The 22,030-nt window shown below is 54.9% G+C and carries 22 protein-coding genes, 1 pseudogene and 1 riboswitch; of the genes and pseudogenes, 12 read left to right on the top strand and 11 right to left on the bottom strand.

Features of this window, described 5'->3' with window-relative positions; genetic code table 11:
- Window positions 1-19: 19 nt before the first annotated feature.
- The 3 genes from ACQQ2Q_RS18835 (at window position 20) to ACQQ2Q_RS18825 (ending at window position 1,527) form a co-directional block, all read left to right on the top strand.
- Window positions 20-313 carry a transposase gene (locus ACQQ2Q_RS18835; RefSeq protein WP_428188664.1) on the top strand — a complete coding sequence of 98 codons (294 nt, stop codon included), beginning with the start codon at window positions 20-22 and terminating at the stop codon, window positions 311-313.
- Window positions 314-321: 8 nt separating this feature from the next.
- A complete protein-coding gene (locus ACQQ2Q_RS18830; protein ID WP_428188663.1) occupies window positions 322-651 on the top strand; it encodes an IS3 family transposase in 330 nt (109 codons plus the stop codon).
- A gap of 453 nt (window positions 652-1,104) precedes the next feature.
- Window positions 1,105-1,527, top strand: a complete 423-nt coding sequence (locus ACQQ2Q_RS18825; RefSeq protein ID WP_428188662.1) for a MucR family transcriptional regulator — start codon at window positions 1,105-1,107, stop codon at window positions 1,525-1,527.
- A gap of 280 nt (window positions 1,528-1,807) precedes the next feature.
- Here the strand turns inward: ACQQ2Q_RS18825 and ACQQ2Q_RS18820 are convergent, their stop codons facing one another.
- The 8 genes and pseudogenes from ACQQ2Q_RS18820 to ACQQ2Q_RS18785 form a co-directional block, all read right to left on the bottom strand.
- Window positions 1,808-2,041, bottom strand: a complete 234-nt coding sequence (locus tag ACQQ2Q_RS18820) for a hypothetical protein (RefSeq protein WP_428188661.1) — start codon at window positions 2,039-2,041, stop codon at window positions 1,808-1,810.
- Between the two features lie 131 nt (window positions 2,042-2,172).
- Complete coding sequence (locus ACQQ2Q_RS18815) at window positions 2,173-2,865, bottom strand: TfuA-like protein (protein WP_428188660.1); 693 nt, start codon at window positions 2,863-2,865, stop codon at window positions 2,173-2,175.
- A complete protein-coding gene (locus ACQQ2Q_RS18810; protein ID WP_428188659.1) occupies window positions 2,862-4,064 on the bottom strand; it encodes a YcaO-like family protein in 1,203 nt (400 codons plus the stop codon). Before ACQQ2Q_RS18810 ends, ACQQ2Q_RS18815 begins: the two co-directional genes overlap by 4 nt.
- Window positions 4,054-4,272 carry a hypothetical protein gene (locus tag ACQQ2Q_RS18805; RefSeq protein ID WP_428188658.1) on the bottom strand — a complete coding sequence of 73 codons (219 nt, stop codon included), beginning with the start codon at window positions 4,270-4,272 and terminating at the stop codon, window positions 4,054-4,056. Before ACQQ2Q_RS18805 ends, ACQQ2Q_RS18810 begins: the two co-directional genes overlap by 11 nt.
- A gap of 13 nt (window positions 4,273-4,285) precedes the next feature.
- A complete protein-coding gene (locus ACQQ2Q_RS18800) occupies window positions 4,286-6,109 on the bottom strand; it encodes a hypothetical protein (protein WP_428188657.1) in 1,824 nt (607 codons plus the stop codon).
- Window positions 6,110-6,116: 7 nt separating this feature from the next.
- Window positions 6,117-6,542, bottom strand: a complete 426-nt coding sequence (locus ACQQ2Q_RS18795) for a helix-turn-helix domain-containing protein (RefSeq protein WP_428188656.1) — start codon at window positions 6,540-6,542, stop codon at window positions 6,117-6,119.
- A 754-nt stretch (window positions 6,543-7,296) separates the two neighbouring features.
- Window positions 7,297-7,715: pseudogene (locus ACQQ2Q_RS18790) on the bottom strand (IS6 family transposase); the annotation flags it as partial.
- A 284-nt stretch (window positions 7,716-7,999) separates the two neighbouring features.
- Window positions 8,000-9,159 (bottom strand): IS3 family transposase gene (locus ACQQ2Q_RS18785; protein WP_428188655.1). Its coding sequence is split into 2 segments (ribosomal slippage): window positions 8,000-8,895 and window positions 8,895-9,159, totalling 1,161 coding nucleotides; the frame shifts between segments, so codons are not numbered across the junction.
- An 86-nt stretch (window positions 9,160-9,245) separates the two neighbouring features.
- Between ACQQ2Q_RS18785 and ACQQ2Q_RS18780 the strand changes: the two genes are divergently transcribed.
- Complete coding sequence (locus ACQQ2Q_RS18780) at window positions 9,246-9,419, top strand: hypothetical protein (protein WP_428188654.1); 174 nt, start codon at window positions 9,246-9,248, stop codon at window positions 9,417-9,419.
- Window positions 9,420-9,914: 495 nt separating this feature from the next.
- On the opposite strand, the gene ACQQ2Q_RS18775 is transcribed toward ACQQ2Q_RS18780, so the two are convergent.
- From ACQQ2Q_RS18775 to ACQQ2Q_RS18765, 3 genes are all read right to left on the bottom strand, one after another.
- Window positions 9,915-10,646: a GntR family transcriptional regulator gene (locus tag ACQQ2Q_RS18775; RefSeq protein ID WP_428188653.1), complete on the bottom strand. Its 732-nt coding sequence runs from the start codon at window positions 10,644-10,646 to the stop codon at window positions 9,915-9,917.
- 63 nt (window positions 10,647-10,709) lie between these two features.
- Window positions 10,710-12,095: an MATE family efflux transporter gene (locus ACQQ2Q_RS18770; RefSeq protein WP_428188652.1), complete on the bottom strand. Its 1,386-nt coding sequence runs from the start codon at window positions 12,093-12,095 to the stop codon at window positions 10,710-10,712.
- 9 nt (window positions 12,096-12,104) lie between these two features.
- A complete protein-coding gene (locus ACQQ2Q_RS18765; protein WP_428188651.1) occupies window positions 12,105-12,743 on the bottom strand; it encodes a cysteine hydrolase family protein in 639 nt (212 codons plus the stop codon).
- A gap of 320 nt (window positions 12,744-13,063) precedes the next feature.
- Here ACQQ2Q_RS18765 and ACQQ2Q_RS18760 point away from each other — a divergent pair, with 320 nt between their 5' ends.
- The 8 genes from ACQQ2Q_RS18760 (at window position 13,064) to ACQQ2Q_RS18725 (ending at window position 21,992) form a co-directional block, all read left to right on the top strand.
- Window positions 13,064-14,179 (top strand): ABC transporter substrate-binding protein, encoded by a 1,116-nt coding sequence (locus ACQQ2Q_RS18760; protein ID WP_428188650.1) that lies wholly within the window; start codon window positions 13,064-13,066, stop codon window positions 14,177-14,179.
- 14 nt (window positions 14,180-14,193) lie between these two features.
- A complete protein-coding gene (locus ACQQ2Q_RS18755) occupies window positions 14,194-15,246 on the top strand; it encodes an ABC transporter ATP-binding protein (protein WP_428188695.1) in 1,053 nt (350 codons plus the stop codon).
- Between the two features lie 2 nt (window positions 15,247-15,248).
- On the top strand, window positions 15,249-16,121 hold the full coding sequence (locus ACQQ2Q_RS18750; RefSeq protein WP_428188649.1) for an ABC transporter permease: 873 nt from the start codon (window positions 15,249-15,251) through the stop codon (window positions 16,119-16,121).
- Window positions 16,118-16,918, top strand: a complete 801-nt coding sequence (locus ACQQ2Q_RS18745) for an ABC transporter permease (RefSeq protein ID WP_428188648.1) — start codon at window positions 16,118-16,120, stop codon at window positions 16,916-16,918. The genes ACQQ2Q_RS18750 and ACQQ2Q_RS18745 overlap by 4 nt, the downstream gene beginning before the upstream one ends.
- 19 nt (window positions 16,919-16,937) lie before the next feature.
- Window positions 16,938-17,558: a cysteine hydrolase family protein gene (locus ACQQ2Q_RS18740; protein WP_428188647.1), complete on the top strand. Its 621-nt coding sequence runs from the start codon at window positions 16,938-16,940 to the stop codon at window positions 17,556-17,558.
- Between the two features lies 1 nt (window position 17,559).
- Window positions 17,560-18,942 carry a M20/M25/M40 family metallo-hydrolase gene (locus tag ACQQ2Q_RS18735; RefSeq protein ID WP_428188646.1) on the top strand — a complete coding sequence of 461 codons (1,383 nt, stop codon included), beginning with the start codon at window positions 17,560-17,562 and terminating at the stop codon, window positions 18,940-18,942.
- Window positions 18,943-19,047: 105 nt separating this feature from the next.
- The gene (locus ACQQ2Q_RS18730; protein WP_428188645.1) at window positions 19,048-20,508 is read left to right on the top strand and encodes an amidohydrolase; all 1,461 of its coding nucleotides are present in this window, start codon (window positions 19,048-19,050) and stop codon (window positions 20,506-20,508) included.
- Between the two features lie 223 nt (window positions 20,509-20,731).
- A riboswitch (guanidine-I (ykkC/yxkD leader) is annotated at window positions 20,732-20,840 on the top strand.
- Between the two features lie 78 nt (window positions 20,841-20,918).
- Window positions 20,919-21,992 carry a putative urea ABC transporter substrate-binding protein gene (locus tag ACQQ2Q_RS18725; RefSeq protein ID WP_428188644.1) on the top strand — a complete coding sequence of 358 codons (1,074 nt, stop codon included), beginning with the start codon at window positions 20,919-20,921 and terminating at the stop codon, window positions 21,990-21,992.
- The last annotated feature ends 38 nt before the right edge of the window (window positions 21,993-22,030 follow it).

Raw genomic sequence — 22,030 nt, 5'->3', positions numbered from 1 at the left:
GAGAACAAGGAGATCAGAGATGTCGAAACGCAAGCAGCATTCGCCGGAGTTCAAGGCGAAAGTCGCCCTTGAAGCCTTGAAGGGCGAAGAGACGGCCTCGGAGCTGGCGAGCCGGTTCGGAGTTCATCCGACCATGATCCATCAATGGAAGCGTGCCCTGCTGGAAGGAGCTTCGGACGTTTTTGGACGTGGCGGCAAACGAAAGCCAGAGATTGGCGAAGACGAGGTGAAAGAGCTCCACGCCAAGATCGGGGAGCTGGCGGTCGCCAACGATTTTTTGTCCAGAAAGCTCAAGCCCTGGGGCGTGAAATGAGGCGCGGCATGATCGAGCCGAGGCAGTCAGACTTATCGGTCGGCAAGCAGTGTTCGCTGCTGTCGATCTCGCGCTCGTCTTTCTATTACACGCCGAAGGGCGAGAGTGAGATGAACCTCGCCCTGATGCGCCAGATCGATGAACAGTTCCTAGAGACGCCGTTCTTCGGTGTCCGGCAGATGACCTGGCACTTGAAGAACGAAGGCCATCCGGTGAACGAAAAGCGGATCCGGCGGCTGATGCGGCTCATGGGTCTGATGCCGATCTACCAAGCAGCTGTCCGTCCGCGCGCACACGGTTATCCGGCTGTGCGCACATGTCGAATACGACATGATTGAGGATTGTTAAATTCCGCTTGGAAAAGATGGAACTGAATGCATTTCAATGCCCGCCTCGAAGATCAGACTGCTCACCTGTTTGATCTTTGATGGGCCAGCGAATGTCAGATCAGACACATATAGGGGACCAAGATTGTCACCATTCTAATGGTATATGAGCTTGGAGACCCTAGAAATAACGAGACCGGATTGTCTGCCTGGGATCGATTATCAGCTCAATAAAAGCAAGGAATGTAATTATAATATTATATACTAATATAATAATTACATTCTCGCAAATCAACGTCCTTTCCGACACAGCTGCTGCAGGAACGAAGTATATATTTCGTTCAATTAGGCGATATATATCCGCTTTTATTATCATTATCAAAGTGAAATATTGCGGGAGAACCACTTATACTTTACTTTGAACGGCGATCTGTAAATGTGTTCCGTTTGTGAAGGATAGGCAGAATGCAGCAGGATGAGACGATTTTTGACGGAAACCTTCTGGTCGAACTAACAGCTGATATCGTAACAGCTTATGTCAGGAATAATGCTGTGCCCGGCGCAGAACTCCCGTCCCTCATTGTCAGCGTGCTGACTGCCTTGAGCAATCAGGTGAAATCCACTGAAAGCGAGATAGATATTGAAAAACCAAAGCCTGCCGTCACCGTTCGAAAATCCATTCAGCACGATGCCGTAATCTGCCTTGAATGCGGAGATGCATTTCGAGCGATCAGGCGCCATCTGAATGCCAAACACTCTCTCACACCCGCCGCCTATCGTGAGAAGTGGAAGCTCCCAAATGCTTACCCGATGGTCGCTAAAGGATACGCTGATGCGCGCGCGCATTTAGCCAAACAAATGGGTCTTGGTCAGCGGAAGCAGAAGTGATCCATCTTACGGCCATCACGATTTCGATAGGCCAAGATCCATATCTTTGCCCAATGGTCTGAGGCGGAATTATCTAGTGCGCCAACTGTCGGCGACATATCGCGGCTCAGTATCGAGAGGTAAAATAAACCCAAAACCTCGGTCACCACTACTGCTTAATCTCTCGATCTGTTGCGCAGATCAGCCAAGCTTCCTGCAAAACGTCTTCGTGAATTTAGCCAGCCAGGTTGGATATAGTGACCACACATCCGCCGCTGATAGAGGAAGATCGGTGTTGCACTCAACAATGACCACTTCTGGTCTGTGAAAGTTGCGCAACGGACCCCGCGGCCAACGAGTCTGGAAGCTCTTTTTGCAAGCATGGCAGCAGAGCGATAACCGCATCGTTAATAAGAGACGCCGCGACGCTTGCCCCCATGTCCTTGGCGGCATTTTGCGCGTATCCGAGCATGTTCATCAAGGCAAGCAAGTCCTGTTGTCGCTCTGCACTTGGCGTGGTCTTGGTTGCAACCATTTCTCTATGCCCCTTAGGTATGAATGTGCCGTTGCGTATTCATTGCACACTCTCCCAGCGATGGCGCGTTGCAAAGCCGTTGCACACGTAATACGCGATGCAACGCCGTCAAGCCAAGTGCCTGGAAACACTCAGCCATAAAGCTTTCGCCATATCGTTGTCGGTTGAAAAACCCATTCATTTCGGGGATTTATTGAGAACTGGCTCACCCTGATTGTCTCTAGGAGAGCGAGCGCATCCAAGCGTTTTTGATTAACAAGAAAACTCTCTATAATTGAATTATAACACTCTACATTATAGTGGCTTTCTCGTAAAATGCGCCGCCAGCTACGATCCTTGTAGTGAATTGCGCGCGCGACCGCTGCCAGGTGTTCGACATCACGATCACAAATCGGCCCAAGCTCTCTTGCCCTCGACAACGTTGCATCCACGTTGACCATGGGCACCGAAAGTGGCGGGTAATTGAGTTCAGCAGGGCCATGTATGAGTGCCACATCGGCATCGTCCACGCGTCTTCCCGATAGGTAGTCGGAAAATATCCGGCCGATTCCAATCATTCCATAAGGCGCACATTCTGCGGCACGAAGTGCTCCCATGCTTGCAGCACCTAAGACTGTTACGCCGCTTGACAAAGCAAAAAGCAGTTCTTTGTGCCACACCGGAGCGACATATTCGAATTGCCCGTCAATCAAACCAATGACGGTCGCACCGTCTCGAAGGGCTTTCATGATGTCACCTTGGCAAGCTGGCGGCCTGATTTGGATGTCAGGGGGGATAACATCGGCGGCATCGGGCAATGACGGCCCCACAAAAACGACTTTCATTGCAGGCTCATCGACAATGCCCGCATGCCGAAGTGTTGTCGGCGCGCGCCATCAGGATTCTCAAGCTCGGGGACAATAACTTTCACCACGCTGACGGGCAGCCAATCGGGGGCCAACTCGATTGCAAGCATGTGTTCAACCCCCTTGTCGGCCAAACGAGATACCAGGGTTTTCAGGGCATGGTTGATGCCCGATACTGTCAATGAGGGAATATCCGTAGGCATTTTTTGAGCAGGAGCGACAAATGCCGCGATATGATCTGCTAGTGCCGGCTGAGTGAACATATCCGGCAAAATGTCATCTCTGGCGCCAGAGATATACGTCATTCGCGACTGAACGGCTTCGGTGATGGCCCGCAGCATCGCGCCGCCTGCTGAAAAGGATGCGCCGGCGCCAAAAGTAATATCTATATGTCGAAGATCGCGGCGAGCTTGCGGCCGACGAGGAGCCAAAAGAGCAACCATCGTGGGGACACCCAGATCACTGGTGATGTCGAACATTGCCAATTCGAGACCAGCTTGCTCAATGCGCCGCACAAGAGATACAACTTCCAGATCATTGATATGACGAAGAGCGATCTTGCATTCGTAACGCTTGGCTAGAGAGCGAACCTCCCAAAGTGTGATAGCGTCCCTTTCCACGCGCTCAAGCAAGCCATGAAGCGTGGCTTCATCGCGGGTATTGCCGGCGGAAAGCCCATCAGAGGAAAGCCAGTAGCGTGAGTTGACGATGGTGCGATCAAGGTGAATGGCGTCAAAAGGCACCCAAACATCGTTACCATCAACCAGGTTCCTAGCTGACGTCCAGTGCAAACGTTCATCGACGCCGATCTCCATTGCACCGGCAGCCAGAAGGCAATCCAATTTGTGAACTTTAACGCAGCGCTGTGAGAGCTCGGTCAGGCTCAACTCTTCTCCCCCGCACGCAGGTCGCGTTGCGATGACGCGCTCCACAGCTTCCATGACAGCCGAGGTTTTTGCCACCTCGTCCGTCAAACCTTTGCCTTGTGCAATCACGATTGCTTTTGCATTAGGCACATACGCGCCCCACACTGGTATACCAATCCGGTCGAGATCCGTATGCCTTGCAATTCGTGTGATTCCTAGACGCGTCAAATAAGGTGAGACCTTAGAGAAGGTCTCACCCGCTGTGCAGCTACGATAAGTAGGGTGCAAACCACCAAGCAGGTCAGGGTTCATGATGTCCTGAAGCAACCGAGGCCGCCGAAGACACAAGCACTGCGTAGTTTACGCCTTTGACAACCGATACTCCTAACTGACGCGCTGAGGCAGTGGACGCTAAGTCGCCTTTCAACTCTTGCGTCAATCGCTTGACAGTCCCGTTTTCGAAGTCAGCAAGCCAAAGACCGTCCTCACCTTCCAATCCGATAATCGCAACTTTAGCCATAATGTTCTCCTTGTTAAAAACCAGCCTTCCTCAGGCCCTCCATGTAGAGCTCAGTTTGCCACGGCTCCTTATGCGGCACCATCTTCAACCACCGCGCGAGATTGAAGTCCGGATTTTCCTTCAAGAAGCGCAGTCTGCAGGCACGCGCCCTGCCCGTATCTCCAAGCATAGCCCAACACGCGGCCGCCAACCGAGACACGGGCTTACTGTCTTTCATTTCATCAATGTAACCAAGCGCTTGGCTGTAGCCCTCAAGGAAATAACTTGCCGCCGCTGCTGTCCAAAAATATGTGTCTGGCGACAACGGATTGAGCTCCATTGCAAGTCGCATCTGGTCAAGCGCTGATCTTGGCTCGCTGGCATGGACAAGCGTATCCGCGTGGCTATAGAGAGCGTCGGCGTAATGCGGGCTAATATCTCTAGCGGTCTGCAAAGATTGGAGACTTGCATCGAGTTTGCCAAGATACAACTGGCTGACACCAAGTTCCCTGAACCCGCCCGAAAATTCAGGAGAAAAGTCAACAGCGGTCCGAGAGAAGCACTCCGCATCCTCGAGCAAGGTATTGTCGTCACGTGCTGTGAACAGCCATTCCATGGTAAGGCTTCGTGACAGTCCGGCAAGAGCTGGCCCGAATTTGGCATCATCTTTCAGTGCTGTTTTAAAATGGTTGCGAGCGCGACGAACACTTGGAAGGGTCAGCGTGGAGAGATTTTGAAGGCCGAGCAAATATGAATAGTAGACAGATGGCTGCTTATTGAAGTCATCAGACAAAGGAGAATTTGTCCTTACAGTCTGAACGATCGACTTTTGGATCACTGCCGCAATGGCGGTTCTGTTGTCATTCAGCGCGTCAGACGTCAGCTTGAAGCGATGAGCCCAGAGGATTTCATCTCTCGGCATAAAGATTAGCTGCACGAAGATCTCTTCACCCGAACGCCTTGTGTCGAGCACATAGGACACATGATGCTGCTTCAGAAATTCGGCCTTGTCATTCGACGAAAGGAGCCGTTCGCAGGTGTAAGGCGCGACAACCGATAATGTCCTGCAAGCACAAAGGTTAATCGTCAGCTCTTCAATAAGAGCATTGCCGATCGATCGGCTCCGATTTGCAGACGAGGTGGTCTCTGGTGGTAAAAGAGCTATTCTCGGTAGTGCGACCGCCGGCAAAATCGGCACCGCGGTTTTTGTCTGAGCGTGCAAGGTTCCAGAGTTGACCTTTGACGATTCGATGTCGCGTCTCACGGGCAAGTTGAGTGAGTGAGGCTCAATTAAGAGGGTCCTGATCTCCTCGTCATCGGCATCAAGCTCCAAAAGAAGCATGCTGGCACGTTTGAGATCAGCCCGCATAGCCACATCCAGGCCCTGATCTTTGATCTTCAAACACGCCGAGCGAAGTTGCCCGAGCAACCGTGCGCGCACGTCCCTTACCCAATGGTCGAAATGGCTATTTCCCCCACCAGAATTCGGTAGAAATCTCAAGGATAAAGCGTCGCAGGCCAGACCAAGATCGCAGTGTTCAGACCCAAGCCCTGAGGTCGCAACATCCCAGATCAATAGTCTGCGATCAATGGATACGTAGCCTTGTTCTTGCTTCAGAACGGCTTTGCAATTGGCAGGCAAAGCGTTGAGAAGGCGCCGTATCGTTGAACGTAGATTTGTCGCAGCGCTTGTGCTTGCAATCGGCCATAGAAATAATGAGAGCTCACGACGGGCAACAGGCATTCCCAAGTCACAAAGATAAGCCAACATTTTAAGCGACATGGTTGGCACATTCAAAGCCTGGCCATCCTCTGTCTGCAGGCGGCAAGTGCCCAGTGTGGTTAACTTGATAACCATGACGTCACTACTCTATGTGGGTGAAGTCCTCTATTGCAATGCGTCCCAATCTGTCACCGGCAAGGGTCCGCACCAATGCCAGAATCCTCTGGCGCACCGTCTTGTCCTCGATCGCGGAATAAGCTGTCGCCAGAAGGATGCATTCCCTTGAACTTAGAACCGTTGAGGCTCCGATAACGTCATGATGCGCATCGGCGGCTTTTTGCTCAGGAGCGCTTTCAAAGAAATAAGGGATTGGCACATCAAGCGCTTCTGATATTTGCTGCAGCCGGCTTGCGCCAACGCGATTTGTACCTTTTTCGTATTTCTGGATTTGTTGAAATGTAACGCCAACCTTGTCGCCAAGCCACTCTTGGCTCTTCCCGTGCAATGTCCGACCCAAGCGTATTCGTGATCCGACGTGAACATCAATTTGATTAGGGAATTTTTTCATGCAAGCCCCCTCTTGGAAACAACGAATGATTGCGCATCTATTAATTTCGCGCAACCTAGGGCCGACAAATAAGTGGTCTCCATGCTCTAATTATTCTCTGACCAGCTAAGGTCGACTGGTAAGGGGAGTTTTGCGCAGTGCATAATCGCGAGACTGACACGCTTGGTATGGCAGTCGGGGCAAGGAAACGGGCAATCATACGGTCCTCAAAACCCTGATAGAACACGCTGCATTTAATGATACCACTTTCAAAGACCGGATCATTGCGGACATTGACACCTCTCTCGTAAGCGCTTCCAAAGCCGGAGCCGGCGCAGAATTTTGCCAGGTGGACCAGATCTGACATACAGGCCCTTACCCAACTGACAGATCCGGCAAGTCACCTGACGTTTCGGGGATCCAGAAGATTGAAAACCTCGGCCGAGTTATGGCCGCCGGTAACTGTTCGCGACGAGGCCCTTTTCGAATGTCAGCGTCCGGCCGCAGTTTCGATCGACAGAGGATATCGCGCCTCTTCGGCGGCATCGGCCTCTGTGCTGCAGATAATGCGGCGCAAGCGGCAACAACTGCTGAAACGAGTGCGTTGACTTTGTTCAAGACGCCGCCCCTTCTGGCCGAGGCAAGGCGTAGAGATCAGAACCTGCGGTTGCGCCATCCTCCGGACGGGAGGCTGAAAGTACGAAGCCGCACTAAAACCGTGTGCGAAAGTCGGTCCCTGAGATCGGAATGGCTGCGTTACGCCACCCGATCGGTTGTCGGTGATCATGACGCGCGCGAGTGCCCCTATCCTTTCATAGGCTTTCGCATAAGGCATTTGGCGGCCTTGGCATTGCGGCGGCTTTGCACCAGTACGTCGAGAACAAAACCGTCCTGATCGGCGACGCGCCAAAGCGAGTATTTCTTGCCGCCAATGGAGATAACGACCTCATCGAGGTAGCATCTGTCGCCGAGCCTGCCGGCGATCGTCCCGGATATCATCGGGGAAATGTCTGCCGAATTTCTCCGCCCAGAGGCGCACGGTCTGGTGCGAAACCATGATCCCACGAGCCGCCAGCAGATCTTCGACCATGCGCAGGCTGAACGGAAAACGAAGATAGAGCCACCCGACGCGGGCAATCACTTCATCTGGAAACCGATGCGGCGATAAAGGCGATCACGAGTGACTCGGGTCATGCTGAAAGATCGCACAGGTCGATCGCCGACAGGTTAGCTTGACGGTGCCGACTTTAATTATAGGGCCAAAATGCCATAAGGGCACGCGGTTCCTACGGTTCGGCAAGACATCAACTGCCTCGGGGCCAATACGCCCTCCTAGCGCAGGAGCGTCAAATCTAGCGGTCTTGACTGAGCACGCTTGAGGAGTGAACATCAGCTCATCTGTAACATTGAGGCAGTTGTGCATTGCTGACGTTGGCCATACCTCTGGCCTGCCCCCATGAGGTGATCCGTTTGGAATGTTAGTGCATGCTCGGTCTGGTGGCCACCGCTGGTGTTGACGCTGGACCGTTTTGGCGAGGCCAGATGGCTGCTTCGGGTGCTGGTGGCTTGTAGCCCAGCGATGAGTGTGGCCGCACAGTGTTGTAGTGACGTCGCCAGTTTTCGATGACGATCTTTGCCTCCTTGAGTGTGTAGAAGATTTCTCCGTTGAGCAGTTCGTCACGGAGCTTCGAGTTGAAGCTCTCGCAATAGCCGTTTTCCCACGGACTGCCCGGCATGATGTAGGCGGTCATGGCTCCCACCGCCGCGATCCATTCCCGTAGCGCCTTGGCGATGAATTCCGGGCCGTTGTCGGAACGAATATGGGTGGGGATGCCGCGCAGGATAAAGAGGTCAGACAGCACGTCGATGACATCGACGGCCTTCAGCTTTCTCTCGACCCTGATGGCGATGCATTCCCTTGTGAACTCGTCGATCACATTGAGCATGCGGATTTTCCTGCCATCGTGTGTGCGATCCTCGACGAAGTCGTAGGACCAGACATGGTTCGGGTATTCCGGTCGAAGCCGGATGCACGAGCTGTCGTTCAACCACAGCCGACCGCGTTTGGGTTGCTTGTGCGGTACTTTCAGCCCCTCCCGTCGCCAGATACGCTCGACCCGCTTGACGTTCACGATCCAGCCAGCCTGGTGCAGCATCGCGGTGATGCGGCGATAACCATAGCGGCCGTACTGGAGCGCGAGCGCCGTGATGTCAGCGGTCAACGCCTCTTCATCATCAGGCGTCCTGGCGATCTTGCGCTGCGTGGAACGATGCTGTCCGAGAACCCGGCATGCCCGTCTCTCGGACACGCCCAGTTCCTCAACAACATGATCCACGCAAGCGCGGCGACGGGTGGGGCTCAGAAGTTTCCCTTGGCGGCCTCGGCAAGGATCATCTTGTCCAAAGTGAGATCGGAAACAGCACGCCGCAGCCGGGCATTCTCTGCCTCAAGTTCCTTCAGGCGCTTAACCTGATCGCCCTTCAGGCCGCCGTATTCAGCTCGCCAGCGATAATATGTAACTTCCGTCACGCCTATCGACCGGATCGACTCCGCCATCGACTTGCCCTGTGCATTCAACACGTCAACCTGGCGGAGCTTGGTGACGATCTCTTCTGCCTTGTGTCTTTTCCCTGCCATTTCAATATCCTTCCTCGGCTCATAAGCCATACTTCAAGAAGGATCACTTTTCAGGGGGCAGACCAGAGCACGAGGTCGTCCATGAGTTGATAATCCGCCTGAGTCGTGCCGCAGATGCATTGGCGGAAGCCCCGTCGGAGGAAAATTTCATTGAAGCCGGCAACACATTTCGAAAACTGGAAGAGGTCGTACGCTCCCATTTCGGCTATGAAGAAACCGAATTGGAGGAGGCCATCGGGTACTACCTCGGTTCGATCTGACACCGCCCTCAAGTGAGACTGGGCCTTCAAGTGCAGTAATAATGGCGCCAAACATTATCCCTATGCCCTTCCCCCTCCCGTCGCTTAGCCGAGCCTTAGGTGGAGCCGGCGGCGATGTCTCCCTTTTGAGCCAGAAATGCATGAGAGTGGCGCTGAAATTGCCGAGCTTCCTTCTCCGTCTGAAGGGGCCTGTTTCCGGCCTGAAATTGTCGCCTGAGCGGTGTGCATCTCTCCCCGATTTGCCACGAGAGCTGCCAATGAGAAGATCGTCTAGCCGAACGCGGTTCCTCGTAGGGATGCCGTTTCTCCTTGGATCAAACCCTTTGGGTCGTCGTTTTGCCAACGGCGATGCTCTGCGGGTTAGTCAGACGATTTGGTTAGCGGCTTGTCGTCGTGATGGACAGGCTGCTCAAAAGATCGGGCCCATAGAGCACCGCACAATACAATTACGTTCACAATCGTGTTGCAAAATGGGGGCAACGACACACGACGATGCTAACCGAGTGATGCCAGGGTCACATCGCTTTTGATGCCTGCATATTCTTCATAGGAATCTTCGACCGTCAGGATATGTGAGCGCATCAGAACCGACGCCCTGTCGCGGTTTCCCTGAAGAATCGCCTGCAAAATTCCGTCGTGCTCGGCGTAGGATCTCGCGAGACGCCCGGAACTCAGGAACTGGGCGCGCCTGAAGGGCGACAGGCGGCGACGCGTCGCAAGCGTCAGTTCGATCAGATAGCTATTGTGGCTACCGGCATAGATGGCACCGTGGAAATCTTCGTTAACTCTGTGGTAATGCCTCGGGTCGTTTTCCCTCAGCACGCCCGCCAACCTATCATGGATACCTTGAAGTTCGCTACGTTCCGCGGGCGTCATGCACACGGCTGACAGTCCGGCGCAGAGCGCTTCCAGCTCGGCCATGACATCAAACATCTGACGGATATGATCAGGCGACGGGCGCCGAACGATGGCACTGCGATGCGCCCTCGTCTCGACCAACCCCATGGCCGCCAGATCGCGGATCGCTTCGCGCAACGGCGTTCTCGATACACCGTATTGGGCAGCGATCTCGGTCTCATCGAGTGGCATTCCTGGATAAAGCTTCCCATCGATAATATCGTCGGCAAGCTTGGCCCGCACTTCTTCGGCACGCGTCAGCTTTCGCGCGACTGCACCGTCGGCTGATTTGATCGCCCGTTTCGCAACCAGTCTATCGTCCATTGTCATTCCACATGCTGAAACACTCATCCAACCTGATCATCGGCGAATACATAGTCTCCGCCAAATTTTTCAGCCGTTACCCCATTTGCCGCTCGCCTGGGCAAGCATACTGCCTTTGTGCCATCGCCACAGCAACATGATTGCTACACTGGTGATTCCGGAGAGTATGCCAAACCAAATGCCGACAACACCGAAATTGAAACCAAAGGCCAGGACTGCGGCCGTCGGCATGCCTATGAGCCAGAAACCGGACAGTCCGATGATCAGCGGAACGCGCGTATCCTTCATCCCACGCAGACAGCCGTTGGAAACGCCCTGCAATCCATCGAAAATAAGAAAGGCGACCAGGATGAGGATGAGCGAATGCGTTGTTATCTGGATATCGGTGTAACTTGCGACACCCGGATCCAGGAACAGTTCCGTCACTGTTCCTGACGTAAACAACAGAATCAAACCAAACAACGCCATGATCAAGAAGGTCGCCACAAGCGAGAGATTACCGGCCATACGTGCGCTGTTCGGTCGGTTGCCACCCAAATGATAGGCAACACGAACGGTCGCCGCCTGGCCAAGAGCGACAATTGGATTGAAGGCTATATTATTCAGGCTGTTGACGATCTGGTGGGCAACGATAGCGACAGTTCCAAAACTGGTCACCATCAGCGTCATCGTGATTGTCAGCCCGAATTCACCGGCATAGATCAGGCCAATCGGCCAACCGACACCCCAAACATCGCGGGCCGCTCTCAGCCATTTCCGAAATTCCAGTCTGAGCATCGCCCGGGGCAGGTAACATCGCCAAATACAAAATGCCGTCAACCCCAAAGCAATGGACCACCAGGCGGTGGTGAAAGCGATGCCTGCCCCGCCCACGCCAAGCGCCGGCATGCCCATATAGCCAAAGACAAGTGTGCAAAGCATGGCGATATAGAATAGCGCACCAAGGCCGATCGCTGCCATGACCAACCAGGCCTTTCCGCTGACGGAAAAGTAAAACCGCAATGGCGCGATCCACAGTATCGCTGGCAACGCCCACGCGGCATAGACAATGAAATTGCGAACACCAGCCAAAACGTCGGGCGGAACGGAAAACAGGTGCAGAAAATTGGGCAATGAGAGCAGGATAACGACCCCGATCACCGAGCAAATAAATGCCCAGACGATACCTCCACCAAATGCGAAAGCGACCTCATCCTCCGCGCCAGATGAAAGCTCACTCTTTCCAATGGCAGCCGCCATCAAGGGATGAGATCCCGAGATCACACCCTGCGACACCACGGAAATGGCCTGGATGAAGACGGCACAAAGCCCACCGGCTGCGAGTGCCGGTCCGCTGATACGGCCCAGCATGAAACTCGCTGCCAGGTTCATGATGAGTTGGCTGACCTGGGTAATGGCCAACGGGGCTGCGATCGACAGGATCGATCGCAGCTCATCCCGGCGGTTTGTTGGCATCTGTGTTTATCATAAGGACTGTGCGCCGTGGGCGGCAAAGGCAGAGATCACCTCCTCGGCCTGACGAAGTGCGCCAGCCTGGAGATATTCCATCGCAACCAGCGATGCGTTGTGGGCCGCGATGCTGGAACCGGACACGCAATCTTCAACGACGCGGCAGTAGTAGTCACCCTGGTGGGCATCGGCAAAGCTGTAATGGATGCAAACATCGGTAAAGCCGCCGACGAAGAATAGTGTCTCCGCCTTTACGGCCTTCAGCAGAATTTCCATCTCGGTGCCATAAAACACCGAGTACCGGCGTTTGGTTATCCTCAGATCGTCGGGGCGCATTTCCAGTTCTTCTTCCGGGAACGGTGTGCCCGGGCTGCTTTCGAGGCAATGAATGCTCTCCGATCCATCCAGTTCACGACCAAAGTCGATCAGGCTGTCGCGATGCTCTTCCTTGACGAAGATCACAGGAATGTCGGCCGCACGCGCTGCATCGATGACCTTCTTTGCCAACATGTTACGCTCGATATGGTCACCCATGAATTCAAGACGGGACGTCGTGGGTCGCGGCATGAATCCCGACTTCTGGATATCCACCACCACCAGAGCGGGCTTTCCGACGATCATGGGCTTTGGAACAATGTCTTTGGAGTTGGTCATCGTCTTTGCTTTCCTTGCGACTCTCCTGACAAGGAGAGGTCGAGCATTGCGGCGACAGGCGCCTGTTGAACGGACGGCTCATGACGGCCGACCGAGAACACCATCATGCACAGATAAACATCGTATGCAAGATTGCATACAATGCGATTATTTTTTGTGCAAATGGAAATATTTTCGCCTATCCACAAGTGTTCATTCTCGTTAGAATTCAAAGACAAAGCTCTATCTATATGTTTTATATAGCTTTTAAATAAGTGGCATACTTATTGCGTATTCTATGAGCGTAATTCGATTTATAGGCTCACCTAAGGAGAATCGTCATGCCGTCAAACAAATCGTCCGGATCTGCAGGCCGCCGCCAAAGCCTCCCGGCCACGCGCAGAACCATCCTAAAAGGTGCAGCACTGGCTGTCGCAGCTGGCGCGCTCAATGCTCCATTCATCCGCTCGTCACGTGCGGCCGAGCCGCTCAAGATTTCGAACTTCGGCGGCTTTTTCGAGCAGGCGTTCGCCAAGGATGTCTATCCCGCCTTTACTGAAAAGACCGGCATCGAAGTGCAATCCATTCCCCAATCGGGAAGCTCGCAGTTTCTCATTCAGCTCGGGCAGGCCGTTCAAGCAGGCTCCGCGCCGATGGATATCTGCTGCGCAGGTCAAGCCGACGTCATCCGCGGGCGCCAGCGCGGCCTTTGGTCAACGATTGCGGCCGACAAGTTGAAGAACACCGGCAACATCATGGATGGCTTTGTGTACAGTGATAATGGCATGATCGATGGTATCGGCGCCATGGCCTGGTACATCACCCTGGTCGCCAATCCCGAAGAGTTCGAAACCCTCCCCGACAGCTGGGAAGAATTGTGGAAGCCGCGCCCTTCCGCCTGGGGTCTGCAGGCCGGCGGCACGACCGTTTTGCTCGATATCGTCGCCTCGGTCTATTTTGGCGGTCCGCAGATCCTCGACACGGAAGAGGGCATCGACAAGGTTATCGCCAAGATTGGTGAGCTGAAGCCCAACACAAAACTGTGGTGGACCGACGAAGGCTCGATGCAGAGCGCTTACCAGAACGGCGAAGTCATCGGCGGCATGTATTTCCATGACGTATCGATGATCATGAAGGCTGAAGGCACCGACATTGCATCGATCGCTCCGAAGGAAGGCGCCGTTCTCGGATTCAACGCCTGGTGCGTGCCGAAGGTCACTGAGGTGGATGAGCGCGTTATCGCATTCCTCGACTGGAGCGCCACGCCGGAATGCCATGAATTGATTGCCCGCAATGTTGGCGCCGCTCCGCTGATCGAACGCTCCAAGCTCAACTTGACGGATGAAGAGTTCTCTGCCGTCTCGTTTGACAGCAAGCCAATCGTGGTCGCTTCGGCGGCCAAGGTGAAGCATGCCGACTACATCTCCACGAAACTACTGACGATGCTCAGCGAGTAAACTGGACTGACATGATGCAGGGACTGGAAATATCCAAGCTGACGAAGAGTTTTGGCGGAGCACCCGTCGTATCTGACGTCTCGCTGAAAATCGAGCAAGGCAGCTTTGTCTGCTTTCTGGGGCCATCCGGCTGCGGAAAAACGACGCTGATGCGCATTGTTGCGGGGCTGGAAGAACCCACCGACGGCAAGGTCCTGTTCGATGGGCGCGATATGACGCATATCCCGACCCATGAACGAAACTTTGGCATGGTTTTTCAGGCCCTTGCACTGTTTCCACATCTCGATGTAGCTGATAATATCGGCTACAGCTTCCGCTACCGGGTGATGGATCGGAAGCAGCGGGCAGAGCGGATCGACGAACTGCTGGAACTGGTCGACTTGCCGGGCATGCAAACCCGGCGCGTCGACCAGCTCTCCGGTGGACAACGTCAACGCGTAGCCATCGCCAGGGCGCTTGCCCAGGAGCCACTGCTCTTCCTGATGGACGAGCCGCTTTCGGCTCTGGACGCCAAGCTGCGCGATCATATGCAGGTTGAACTGCGTCAGCTTCAGCGCAAGCTGAAAATCACCACGATCTTCGTCACCCACGACCAGCGCGAGGCGATGACGATTGCGGACCAGATCGTGGTGATGGCGAACGGCAAGGTGCAGCAGGTTGGTAGCCCGGTCGAGATATACCGTCGTCCGGCCAATCGGTTCGTTGCTGACTTCATCGGCCAAAGCAACCTGTTCGACGCAATATTGCTAAGCCGTACTGAGGTCCGGTTGTCCGATCTGACACTGGCTGTCGACGCTGTGCCGGCTGACCCTGAAACCGGAGAAACCGTAACGCTTTGCGTGCGACCGGAAAGCACAATTCTGACGCCGGCAAAAAGCGCGACTACGGGCCTTTTTGGCAAGGTCACGTTTGTGCGAGACCTTGGATCGAGCGTCGAGATCTTTCTTGATGTTGATGGAGGTCAGGTGCTGGCATCGCTGCCTCCCGCAAGCTGGCAAACCATGGCTCATGAACGCGAATTTCGCATTTCCGTCGCACCTGGCAGCGCCACCGTATTGGAGGATTGACCATGTCGCATTCTGCCACAAACGGTCCTGCGGGGCCTAACCGGGCACCCTTCCAGTATGGCCTCGTCTGGCCCCTGTTCATGATCATTGCCTTCTTCGGAGTGCCATTCTTCCTGCTCTTGAGAGTGAGTACATCGAATACCGACCCCGCCGTCTACAGTGGTGTCGGCTGGTCCTTGCAGGCCTATGGCAAGCTGTTTGAACCTATGGTCATAAACGGGCTGACATTCTCGCTGCAACTTGCCTTCACTGTCGCCACGATCAGCATGTTCATTGCTTTTCCTGCCACCTATTTTATCACCCGTATGAGCCGTAAGGCGCAGGTGGTGTGGCTTGTCGGCCTTTTATCGACCCTGGCACTTTCTGAAGTGCTGATTACGTTTTCCTGGCAGATTCTGCTGTCAAAACGGATCGGCGTATCGAATCTCCTTGTACTGGTTGGCTTGCTCGATAAACCGGTATCGTTGATGCCAAGCTTCGGCGGCGTGGTCGCCTGCCTAGTTTATGTGGTCGTCCCCTTCAACGTGATGACGATCTATCCAGGCCTTTCTCGGATCGATAAATCCTACATGGAAGCAGCAGCAACGATGGGCGCGCCGCCGATAAGGGCATTTGGCAATGTGTTGCTGCCACTGATGCGCAAACCTGTCGCCACCGCCTATCTGACAACGGTCGTGCTATCGATCGGTGCCTATGTTGCGCCTTTGGTTCTCGGCGGCCCACGCAACTGGACCATCGGCGTGATCATCAGCGAAGTGGCGACATCTGCTCAAAACCTTCCACATGCCGCCGCCATTGCCGTTCTGCTCATGATTGTCACCGGTGTCATGATCCTGTCGATCAAGCGGATCGGCGGAAAGGGGTATGCCTCGTGAAATCGCTCGCTCACACCTCAGCCCGCCGCCTCTTCCTCGTCACCCTCGCTCTGTTTCTGGCCGCCCCCTTGGTGATCGTCTCAGCTGTCAGCTTTAACGGCACCGCGCAGATGACGTTCCCGCCACAGAATCTCAGCCTTCGATGGTATGAGACCTTCTTTTCCGATCCGATGTGGACCGCCGCCTTTATGCGGTCTGTCGTTATTGCATTTGCTGCCTCGCTGCTGGCCACAAGCATCGCTTTTCCCGTTGCCTATGCCCAATGGAGAGTGAACTCGCGGTTTGCCAAGGTTCTGGCTGGAATGGCAGGTGTTCCGTTCATTCTGCCTCCGGTGGTGATTGCGGTGCTCTTCCTGCTGTTCTGGAGCGCTATCCGACATGTGGGGCAGATCGAAAACATCATCATCAGCCACGCAATTACCTTTATCGCCGTACCCCTGGTCATGATCTCGCTGGGTTTCAGCACCATCGACCAGTCACTGGTGGAAGCAGCCCGCACCATGGGTGCCCGCAACAACGACGTCCTGCGCACGATTGCTCTTCCCATGGTGATGCCCTTCATTGTCTCCAGCATGATCTTCACTGCGATATTCAGCCTCAATGAATATGTGATCGCATTCATGGTGGCGGGCTTCACCGCGGAAACCATGCCGGTGAAGATCTTCTCGAACATGCGTACGGGCTTCACGCCCACCATGTGTGTCGGCGCAGTCCTCTTCATGATCATCGGCCTTTGCGGCTTCATCACCGTGGCCCGTCTGGGCAATCTCCCCAAACTTCTCGGTTCACGCCACTGACCTTCCAAGGAGACTTTTTATGGAAAAGAAACAGAACCCAATGATCGTCGGACAACCGGTGCTAATTGTCGTGGACATCCAGAAGGCTGCCTTTATCGACGATGGCTCAATTCCATTGATGCCAGGCATGGTCGATAGAATGCTTAGAGCACGCCGTGTGATCGATGCGGCCCGCGAGGGCGGCGTACCGATCATCTTCCTGCAGGAAAGTCATCGCAAGAGTGGTGTCGATTACGGTCGCGAGATGGATGGCGACGAGGACGAGCATCTTCGCGAAGACTGGGAAGGTACCAAATTGGCTTCAGACGAGTTGGGGCTGCGCGACACCGACTACGTGATCGTGAAGCGTCGCTATTCCGGCTTTATTGGCACCGACCTGTCGATCCTGCTACGTGGCTTAAAGGCCGAGACCCTCGTTATGCTCGGCGGCCTGACGAATATCTGCGTGCACTATACCTTCGCAGACGGGCACCAGAACGACTACCACTGCCGCGTGGTTGATGATTGCGTTGCCGGGTCCTCGATCGAAGCTCACGACGCAGCCCTTGCCAATATGGAGTATCTCCAGCACGGCGCCCGTCGTTCATCCGACGAAATCGTGGAAGCGTTCCGTTCCTTCAAAAAAGACGAGGCCGCCTGACATGCACGACGCGATGCTGACTGCGCGCCAGAAATGGGCCGAGATTGCCGGCGAAATCGAAGCTCTATTTGCAGAAATGTGGGCCGTTCCTGAGCTTCCCGCAATGGAGTTCACCTCATCGGAGATGCTCTGCTCCTTTCTGGAGCGCCACGGCATTGCTGTTAAACGCGGCGCGTTCGGAATACCAACCTCCTTTCTGGCGAAGATCACCCATGGTGAGGGGCCACGGATCGGCATTCTGGTTGAATATGATGCGCTGCCCGCGCTCCACAATGATGCGGTTCCTTTTAGACAGGGCAACCGGAGAAAACCCGGCCATGGCTGTGGCCACAACCATATCGGCCCGGTGAATACCGGGGCCGGCATTGCCGCGATAAAAGCCATGGCGGCTCTTTCCTTGCAGGGCGAAATCCACATCATCGGATGCCCGGCCGAAGAGATCGGCTGGGGTAAGCTCGCACTCCAGGCATCCGGTGCTTTCGATAATCTCGACGCCATCATCACCTCTCACGGCGACTATCAGAATGGGTCACTGGCCCGCCCCTGCCATTCCATGGCCAGCGGAGAATTCCGCTTTACCGGCGTCAGCGCCCATGGCGGCAAGGTCGCGAGCCGCAATGCGCTGGAAACAGCCGAGGCAGCGTTTGCGGCATTCGTGCGCATCAAGGATGAAATTCCGGGTCTACAGGTCAAACATGTCTATCGTCACGCCGGCATCACACCCGGTGTGACGCCAGAGGAAGTGCGACTTTGGGCCTCCGTGCGACATTCCGACTTCGACACCGTCTCGGATGGCTACCGCAAGATGGAAGAGACCTTTCGCAACATTGCAGCAGATCGCAATGTCGACTTCAACGCAGAACAGATCGCCAATTGCCGCGGCTATCTCGGCAATGACACGGTGGGTCGTATTCTCGACGACTGCCTGCGTGAAGTGGGACCTCCGCGCTGGACGGACAATGATATTGCCTGGATGACGAAATTGTCGGAGGTCTGCGATCCGGGCAAACCATTCAATCTGCATCGTGAGCTCGATTATTTCGACACCGGCATAGACTATTACGGCCAGGATGATGGCAATGTCAGCTGGGCGGTACCACTTGGCCGCATCAATTGGGCCTATCCGACCAATGTACCAATCCACCATTGGGCCTGGACGGCGCTTTCCGGCCATTCCTCCTCAAGCCCGGGCGCACTGATGGCATCGGAGACACTGGCCATGGCAGCGATCAGGCTTCTGGCCTCACCAGGTGCTGTGGCGGCGGCAAAATCCGAGCTACAGGAACGGATCAAGGGTCAGACCATAGCCCCACCGGCTCCGACCATCACAGATATCCTCGTCACCGATCCGCGATCCTTCTGGGATGCCACCTGGAGCCGGTGACCCCTAACGCACCTTTTGCCCTGAATCAGACTGGCCGAACCCCGCCAGCGATGGAGGCGGGCACCTGTCCGGCTAAATTTTCGACAATCACAAAGAGGAGAGATGATGAAATCCCTGTTTAACCTGACGGCCGCATTGCTGGTATCGACGGCAACCATCAGCATTGCCGGTCCTCTGAGCCCGGAAGGCCGGGCTCAAATCGCCGATTACGTTGACCAGTTGACGCCTCGCATCAACGAAATTGCGCACGACATCTGGCTACATCCTGAGCTGGGTTACAAGGAGTTCAACACCTCAAAGCTGTTGTCAGGCGAACTTGAAAAGCACGGTTTCAAGGTTGAGACTGGAGTGGCCGATATTCCGACAGCCTTCGTCGCAAGCTTTGGAGACACGGACGGCCCTGTGATTGCGATCATGGCGGAAATGGACGCATTGCCCGGTTTTTCTCAAGACGCGACAGCGTCCAAGGAATCCATCGACGGGCTGGCGGATGGTCACGCCTGCGGACATAACCTTTTTGGTGCCGGTTCTGTTGGCGCAGCCATCGCCATTTCCGAATGGATGACAGCGAATGATATCAAGGGTCAGGTCCGCCTCTATGGCACGCCTGCCGAAGAAGGTGGCTCGGGCAAAGTTTTCATGGTGCGCGCCGGCCTGTTTGATGATGTCGATATCACCCTGCACTGGCATCCCGGTAGCAGCAACGGTGCCTGGCAGGACAAGTCGCTGGCCAATATCAGCGCCAAATTTCGCTTTCACGGCGTCTCTGCCCATGCCGCTTTGGCACCGGAAAAGGGTCGATCGGCACTCGATGGCATCGAGGCCATGGACTATATGGTCAACATGATGCGCGAGCATGTGCCTGAAAAGACCCGCATCCACTATGTCATCACCAATGGCGGCAAGGCACCGAATGTGGTGCCGGACTTCGCTGAAAGCTATCTCTATGTACGCCATCCAGACCCCAAGATGGTTGCGGAAATTTTCGAGCGCATCGAAAAGGCCGCAGAAGGTGCCGCACTCGGCACCGGTACAACGGTCGAAGTCGAGCGGATCGGTGGTGTCTATTCGCTTTTGCCCAACGACACGCTTGGTCGCGTTATGGACGAAAATCTGCGCGCTGCACGCCCCATCGAATGGACGCAGGGCGAAACAGCATTTGCCACCAAGCTTCAGGAAAGCATGAAACGCAAGGAAGACTTGGCCAAGGTATTCAGTGTCGAAGACTATGACTTCGGTTGGGAAGGCTCTTACTCGACCGACGTCGGCGACGTCAGCTGGACCACACCAACGGTTGGTCTGGGCACGGCAAGCTGGGTACCAGGGACACCTGCCCACTCATGGCAGGCCGTTGCCGCAAGTGGCATGTCGATCGGAGAAAAGGGCATGCGCCTGGCAGAAGAAACACTGGCTACCACGGCTGCGACACTGTTCCAGTCACCAGATGTGATCGTGGCAGCCAAGGCTGAGTTTGAAAAGGCTCGCGGTGACGACTTCAAATATGAAGCGCTGGTGGGTGGCCAAAAGGCACCGCTTAACTACCGCGACGAAACGATCATCGACTGATGCTCTAACCGCCAGCCCGGCTGACTGTGCGGCCGGCTGGCGGGATACAGCTTGCTCCTGATGCGATCACATCGTCGCAGCCTGCCTAGCGAAGAGGCAAAGCTGGAGATTCCTTGTGCACTTCATGCGCCAAGTTGACTTTATTGAAAACGGATATGACCTACATGCGTCTGAAAATTCTCGCGAATTACCGTATTGGCACGCTGTTTGCTTCTTTAGTGGCAGAGTTGGCCGCTAGGGTTCCGCGCATCGCAAGATGCGGCTGGTCCGAGAGCGGCCACCGGCAGGGAGACATCCTGTCGGGTGCACGGCGGGACAAAAACCCGGGAGACCTCGTTAGCCAAGGGATTGGCGACGTTGGGTCTATGCCAATCCCTTTTTTTGAAGAAAGACAAAAAAGGGGAATATCAATGCAGACTTTCAAGAGATTCCTGACCATGTGTGGCCTCGCCACGTCGCTTGCGGTAACAGCGTCGGGCGTTGCCCATTCGGAAGTAAAGAAGGACTTCAAAGTTGCCTGGTCGATCTATGTCGGCTGGATGCCCTGGGGCTATGCCAATGATCATGGCATCGTCAAGAAATGGGCTGACAAATATGGCATTACCATCGATGTCACCCAATTCAACGACTATGTTGAATCCATGAACCAGTTCACCGCCGGCGCCTATGACGCGGTGACGCTGACCAATATGGACGGGCTATCGATCCCGGCAGCGGGTGGCGTTGATACCACGGCCGTTATCGTCGGTGATTTCTCCAACGGCAATGACGCGCTGATCCTGAAAGAGAAAGATAAGCTGGAGGACGTGAAGGGCCAGAACGTCAATCTGGTCGAATTCTCGGTCTCGCACTACCTGCTTGCCCGTGCACTGGAGAGCATTGGCTTGTCCGAACGGGATGTGAAGGTCGTCAACACCTCTGACGCCGACATGGTCGCCGCTTATCAGACAAACGACGTCACATCGGTCGTCACCTGGAACCCACTCGTCTCCACCATCATGGAAGAACAATCCGCTCACAATGTCTTCGACAGCTCCAAGATCCCCGGAGAAATCATCGATCTGATGGCTGCCAATACCGATGTCTTGAAAGACAATCCAGACTTCGGCAAGGCACTTGCCGGTATCTGGTACGACACGATGGCGGTGATGACGGCCGACAGTGATGACGGCAAGGCTGCCCGAACTGCAATGGGACAAGCCTCCGGCACTGATCTCACCGGCTTTGAGGCCCAGATGGCCGCCACCAAGCTGTTCGACAAGGCCGAAGACGCGGTCGCCTTCACCACGTCCCCCGATCTGCCGACCACAATGGATCACGTCCGTAACTTCCTGTTCGAGAAAGGCCTTCTTGGTAATGGTGCATCATCTGCCGATGTCATTGGCATCGAAATGCCGGATGGCACTGTGCTCGGCGACAAGGGCAATGTGAAAATGCGCTTTACCTCCACTTATATGGACGCCGCCGCCAACGGCCAGCTGTGATCGCCTGAACCGACGCCGGGTGCCAGGGCGCCCGGCAA

Source organism: Agrobacterium sp. ES01 (assembly GCF_050320885.1).
Classification (GTDB): Bacteria; Pseudomonadota; Alphaproteobacteria; order Rhizobiales; family Rhizobiaceae; genus Allorhizobium.
Note: the sequence above shows the minus strand (reverse complement) of the source record. Positions and strands in the feature narration are given on the sequence as shown.

Bases quoted from the DNA above. Each gene is read 5' to 3' on its own strand.
- ACQQ2Q_RS18835 (WP_428188664.1), top strand. From the start codon at position 20: ATGTCGAAACGCAAGCAGCATTCGCCGGAGTTCAAGGCGAAAGTCGCC.
- ACQQ2Q_RS18830 (WP_428188663.1), top strand. From the start codon at position 322: ATGATCGAGCCGAGGCAGTCAGACTTATCGGTCGGCAAGCAGTGTTCG.
- ACQQ2Q_RS18825 (WP_428188662.1), top strand. From the start codon at position 1,105: ATGCAGCAGGATGAGACGATTTTTGACGGAAACCTTCTGGTCGAACTA.
- ACQQ2Q_RS18820 (WP_428188661.1), bottom strand. From the start codon at position 2,041: ATGGTTGCAACCAAGACCACGCCAAGTGCAGAGCGACAACAGGACTTG.
- ACQQ2Q_RS18815 (WP_428188660.1), bottom strand. From the start codon at position 2,865: ATGAAAGTCGTTTTTGTGGGGCCGTCATTGCCCGATGCCGCCGATGTT.
- ACQQ2Q_RS18810 (WP_428188659.1), bottom strand. From the start codon at position 4,064: ATGAACCCTGACCTGCTTGGTGGTTTGCACCCTACTTATCGTAGCTGC.
- ACQQ2Q_RS18805 (WP_428188658.1), bottom strand. From the start codon at position 4,272: ATGGCTAAAGTTGCGATTATCGGATTGGAAGGTGAGGACGGTCTTTGG.
- ACQQ2Q_RS18800 (WP_428188657.1), bottom strand. From the start codon at position 6,109: ATGGTTATCAAGTTAACCACACTGGGCACTTGCCGCCTGCAGACAGAG.
- ACQQ2Q_RS18795 (WP_428188656.1), bottom strand. From the start codon at position 6,542: ATGAAAAAATTCCCTAATCAAATTGATGTTCACGTCGGATCACGAATA.
- ACQQ2Q_RS18775 (WP_428188653.1), bottom strand. From the start codon at position 10,646: ATGACAATGGACGATAGACTGGTTGCGAAACGGGCGATCAAATCAGCC.
- ACQQ2Q_RS18770 (WP_428188652.1), bottom strand. From the start codon at position 12,095: ATGCCAACAAACCGCCGGGATGAGCTGCGATCGATCCTGTCGATCGCA.
- ACQQ2Q_RS18765 (WP_428188651.1), bottom strand. From the start codon at position 12,743: ATGACCAACTCCAAAGACATTGTTCCAAAGCCCATGATCGTCGGAAAG.
- ACQQ2Q_RS18760 (WP_428188650.1), top strand. From the start codon at position 13,064: ATGCCGTCAAACAAATCGTCCGGATCTGCAGGCCGCCGCCAAAGCCTC.
- ACQQ2Q_RS18755 (WP_428188695.1), top strand. From the start codon at position 14,194: ATGCAGGGACTGGAAATATCCAAGCTGACGAAGAGTTTTGGCGGAGCA.
- ACQQ2Q_RS18750 (WP_428188649.1), top strand. From the start codon at position 15,249: ATGTCGCATTCTGCCACAAACGGTCCTGCGGGGCCTAACCGGGCACCC.
- ACQQ2Q_RS18740 (WP_428188647.1), top strand. From the start codon at position 16,938: ATGGAAAAGAAACAGAACCCAATGATCGTCGGACAACCGGTGCTAATT.
- ACQQ2Q_RS18735 (WP_428188646.1), top strand. From the start codon at position 17,560: ATGCACGACGCGATGCTGACTGCGCGCCAGAAATGGGCCGAGATTGCC.
- ACQQ2Q_RS18730 (WP_428188645.1), top strand. From the start codon at position 19,048: ATGAAATCCCTGTTTAACCTGACGGCCGCATTGCTGGTATCGACGGCA.
- ACQQ2Q_RS18725 (WP_428188644.1), top strand. From the start codon at position 20,919: ATGCAGACTTTCAAGAGATTCCTGACCATGTGTGGCCTCGCCACGTCG.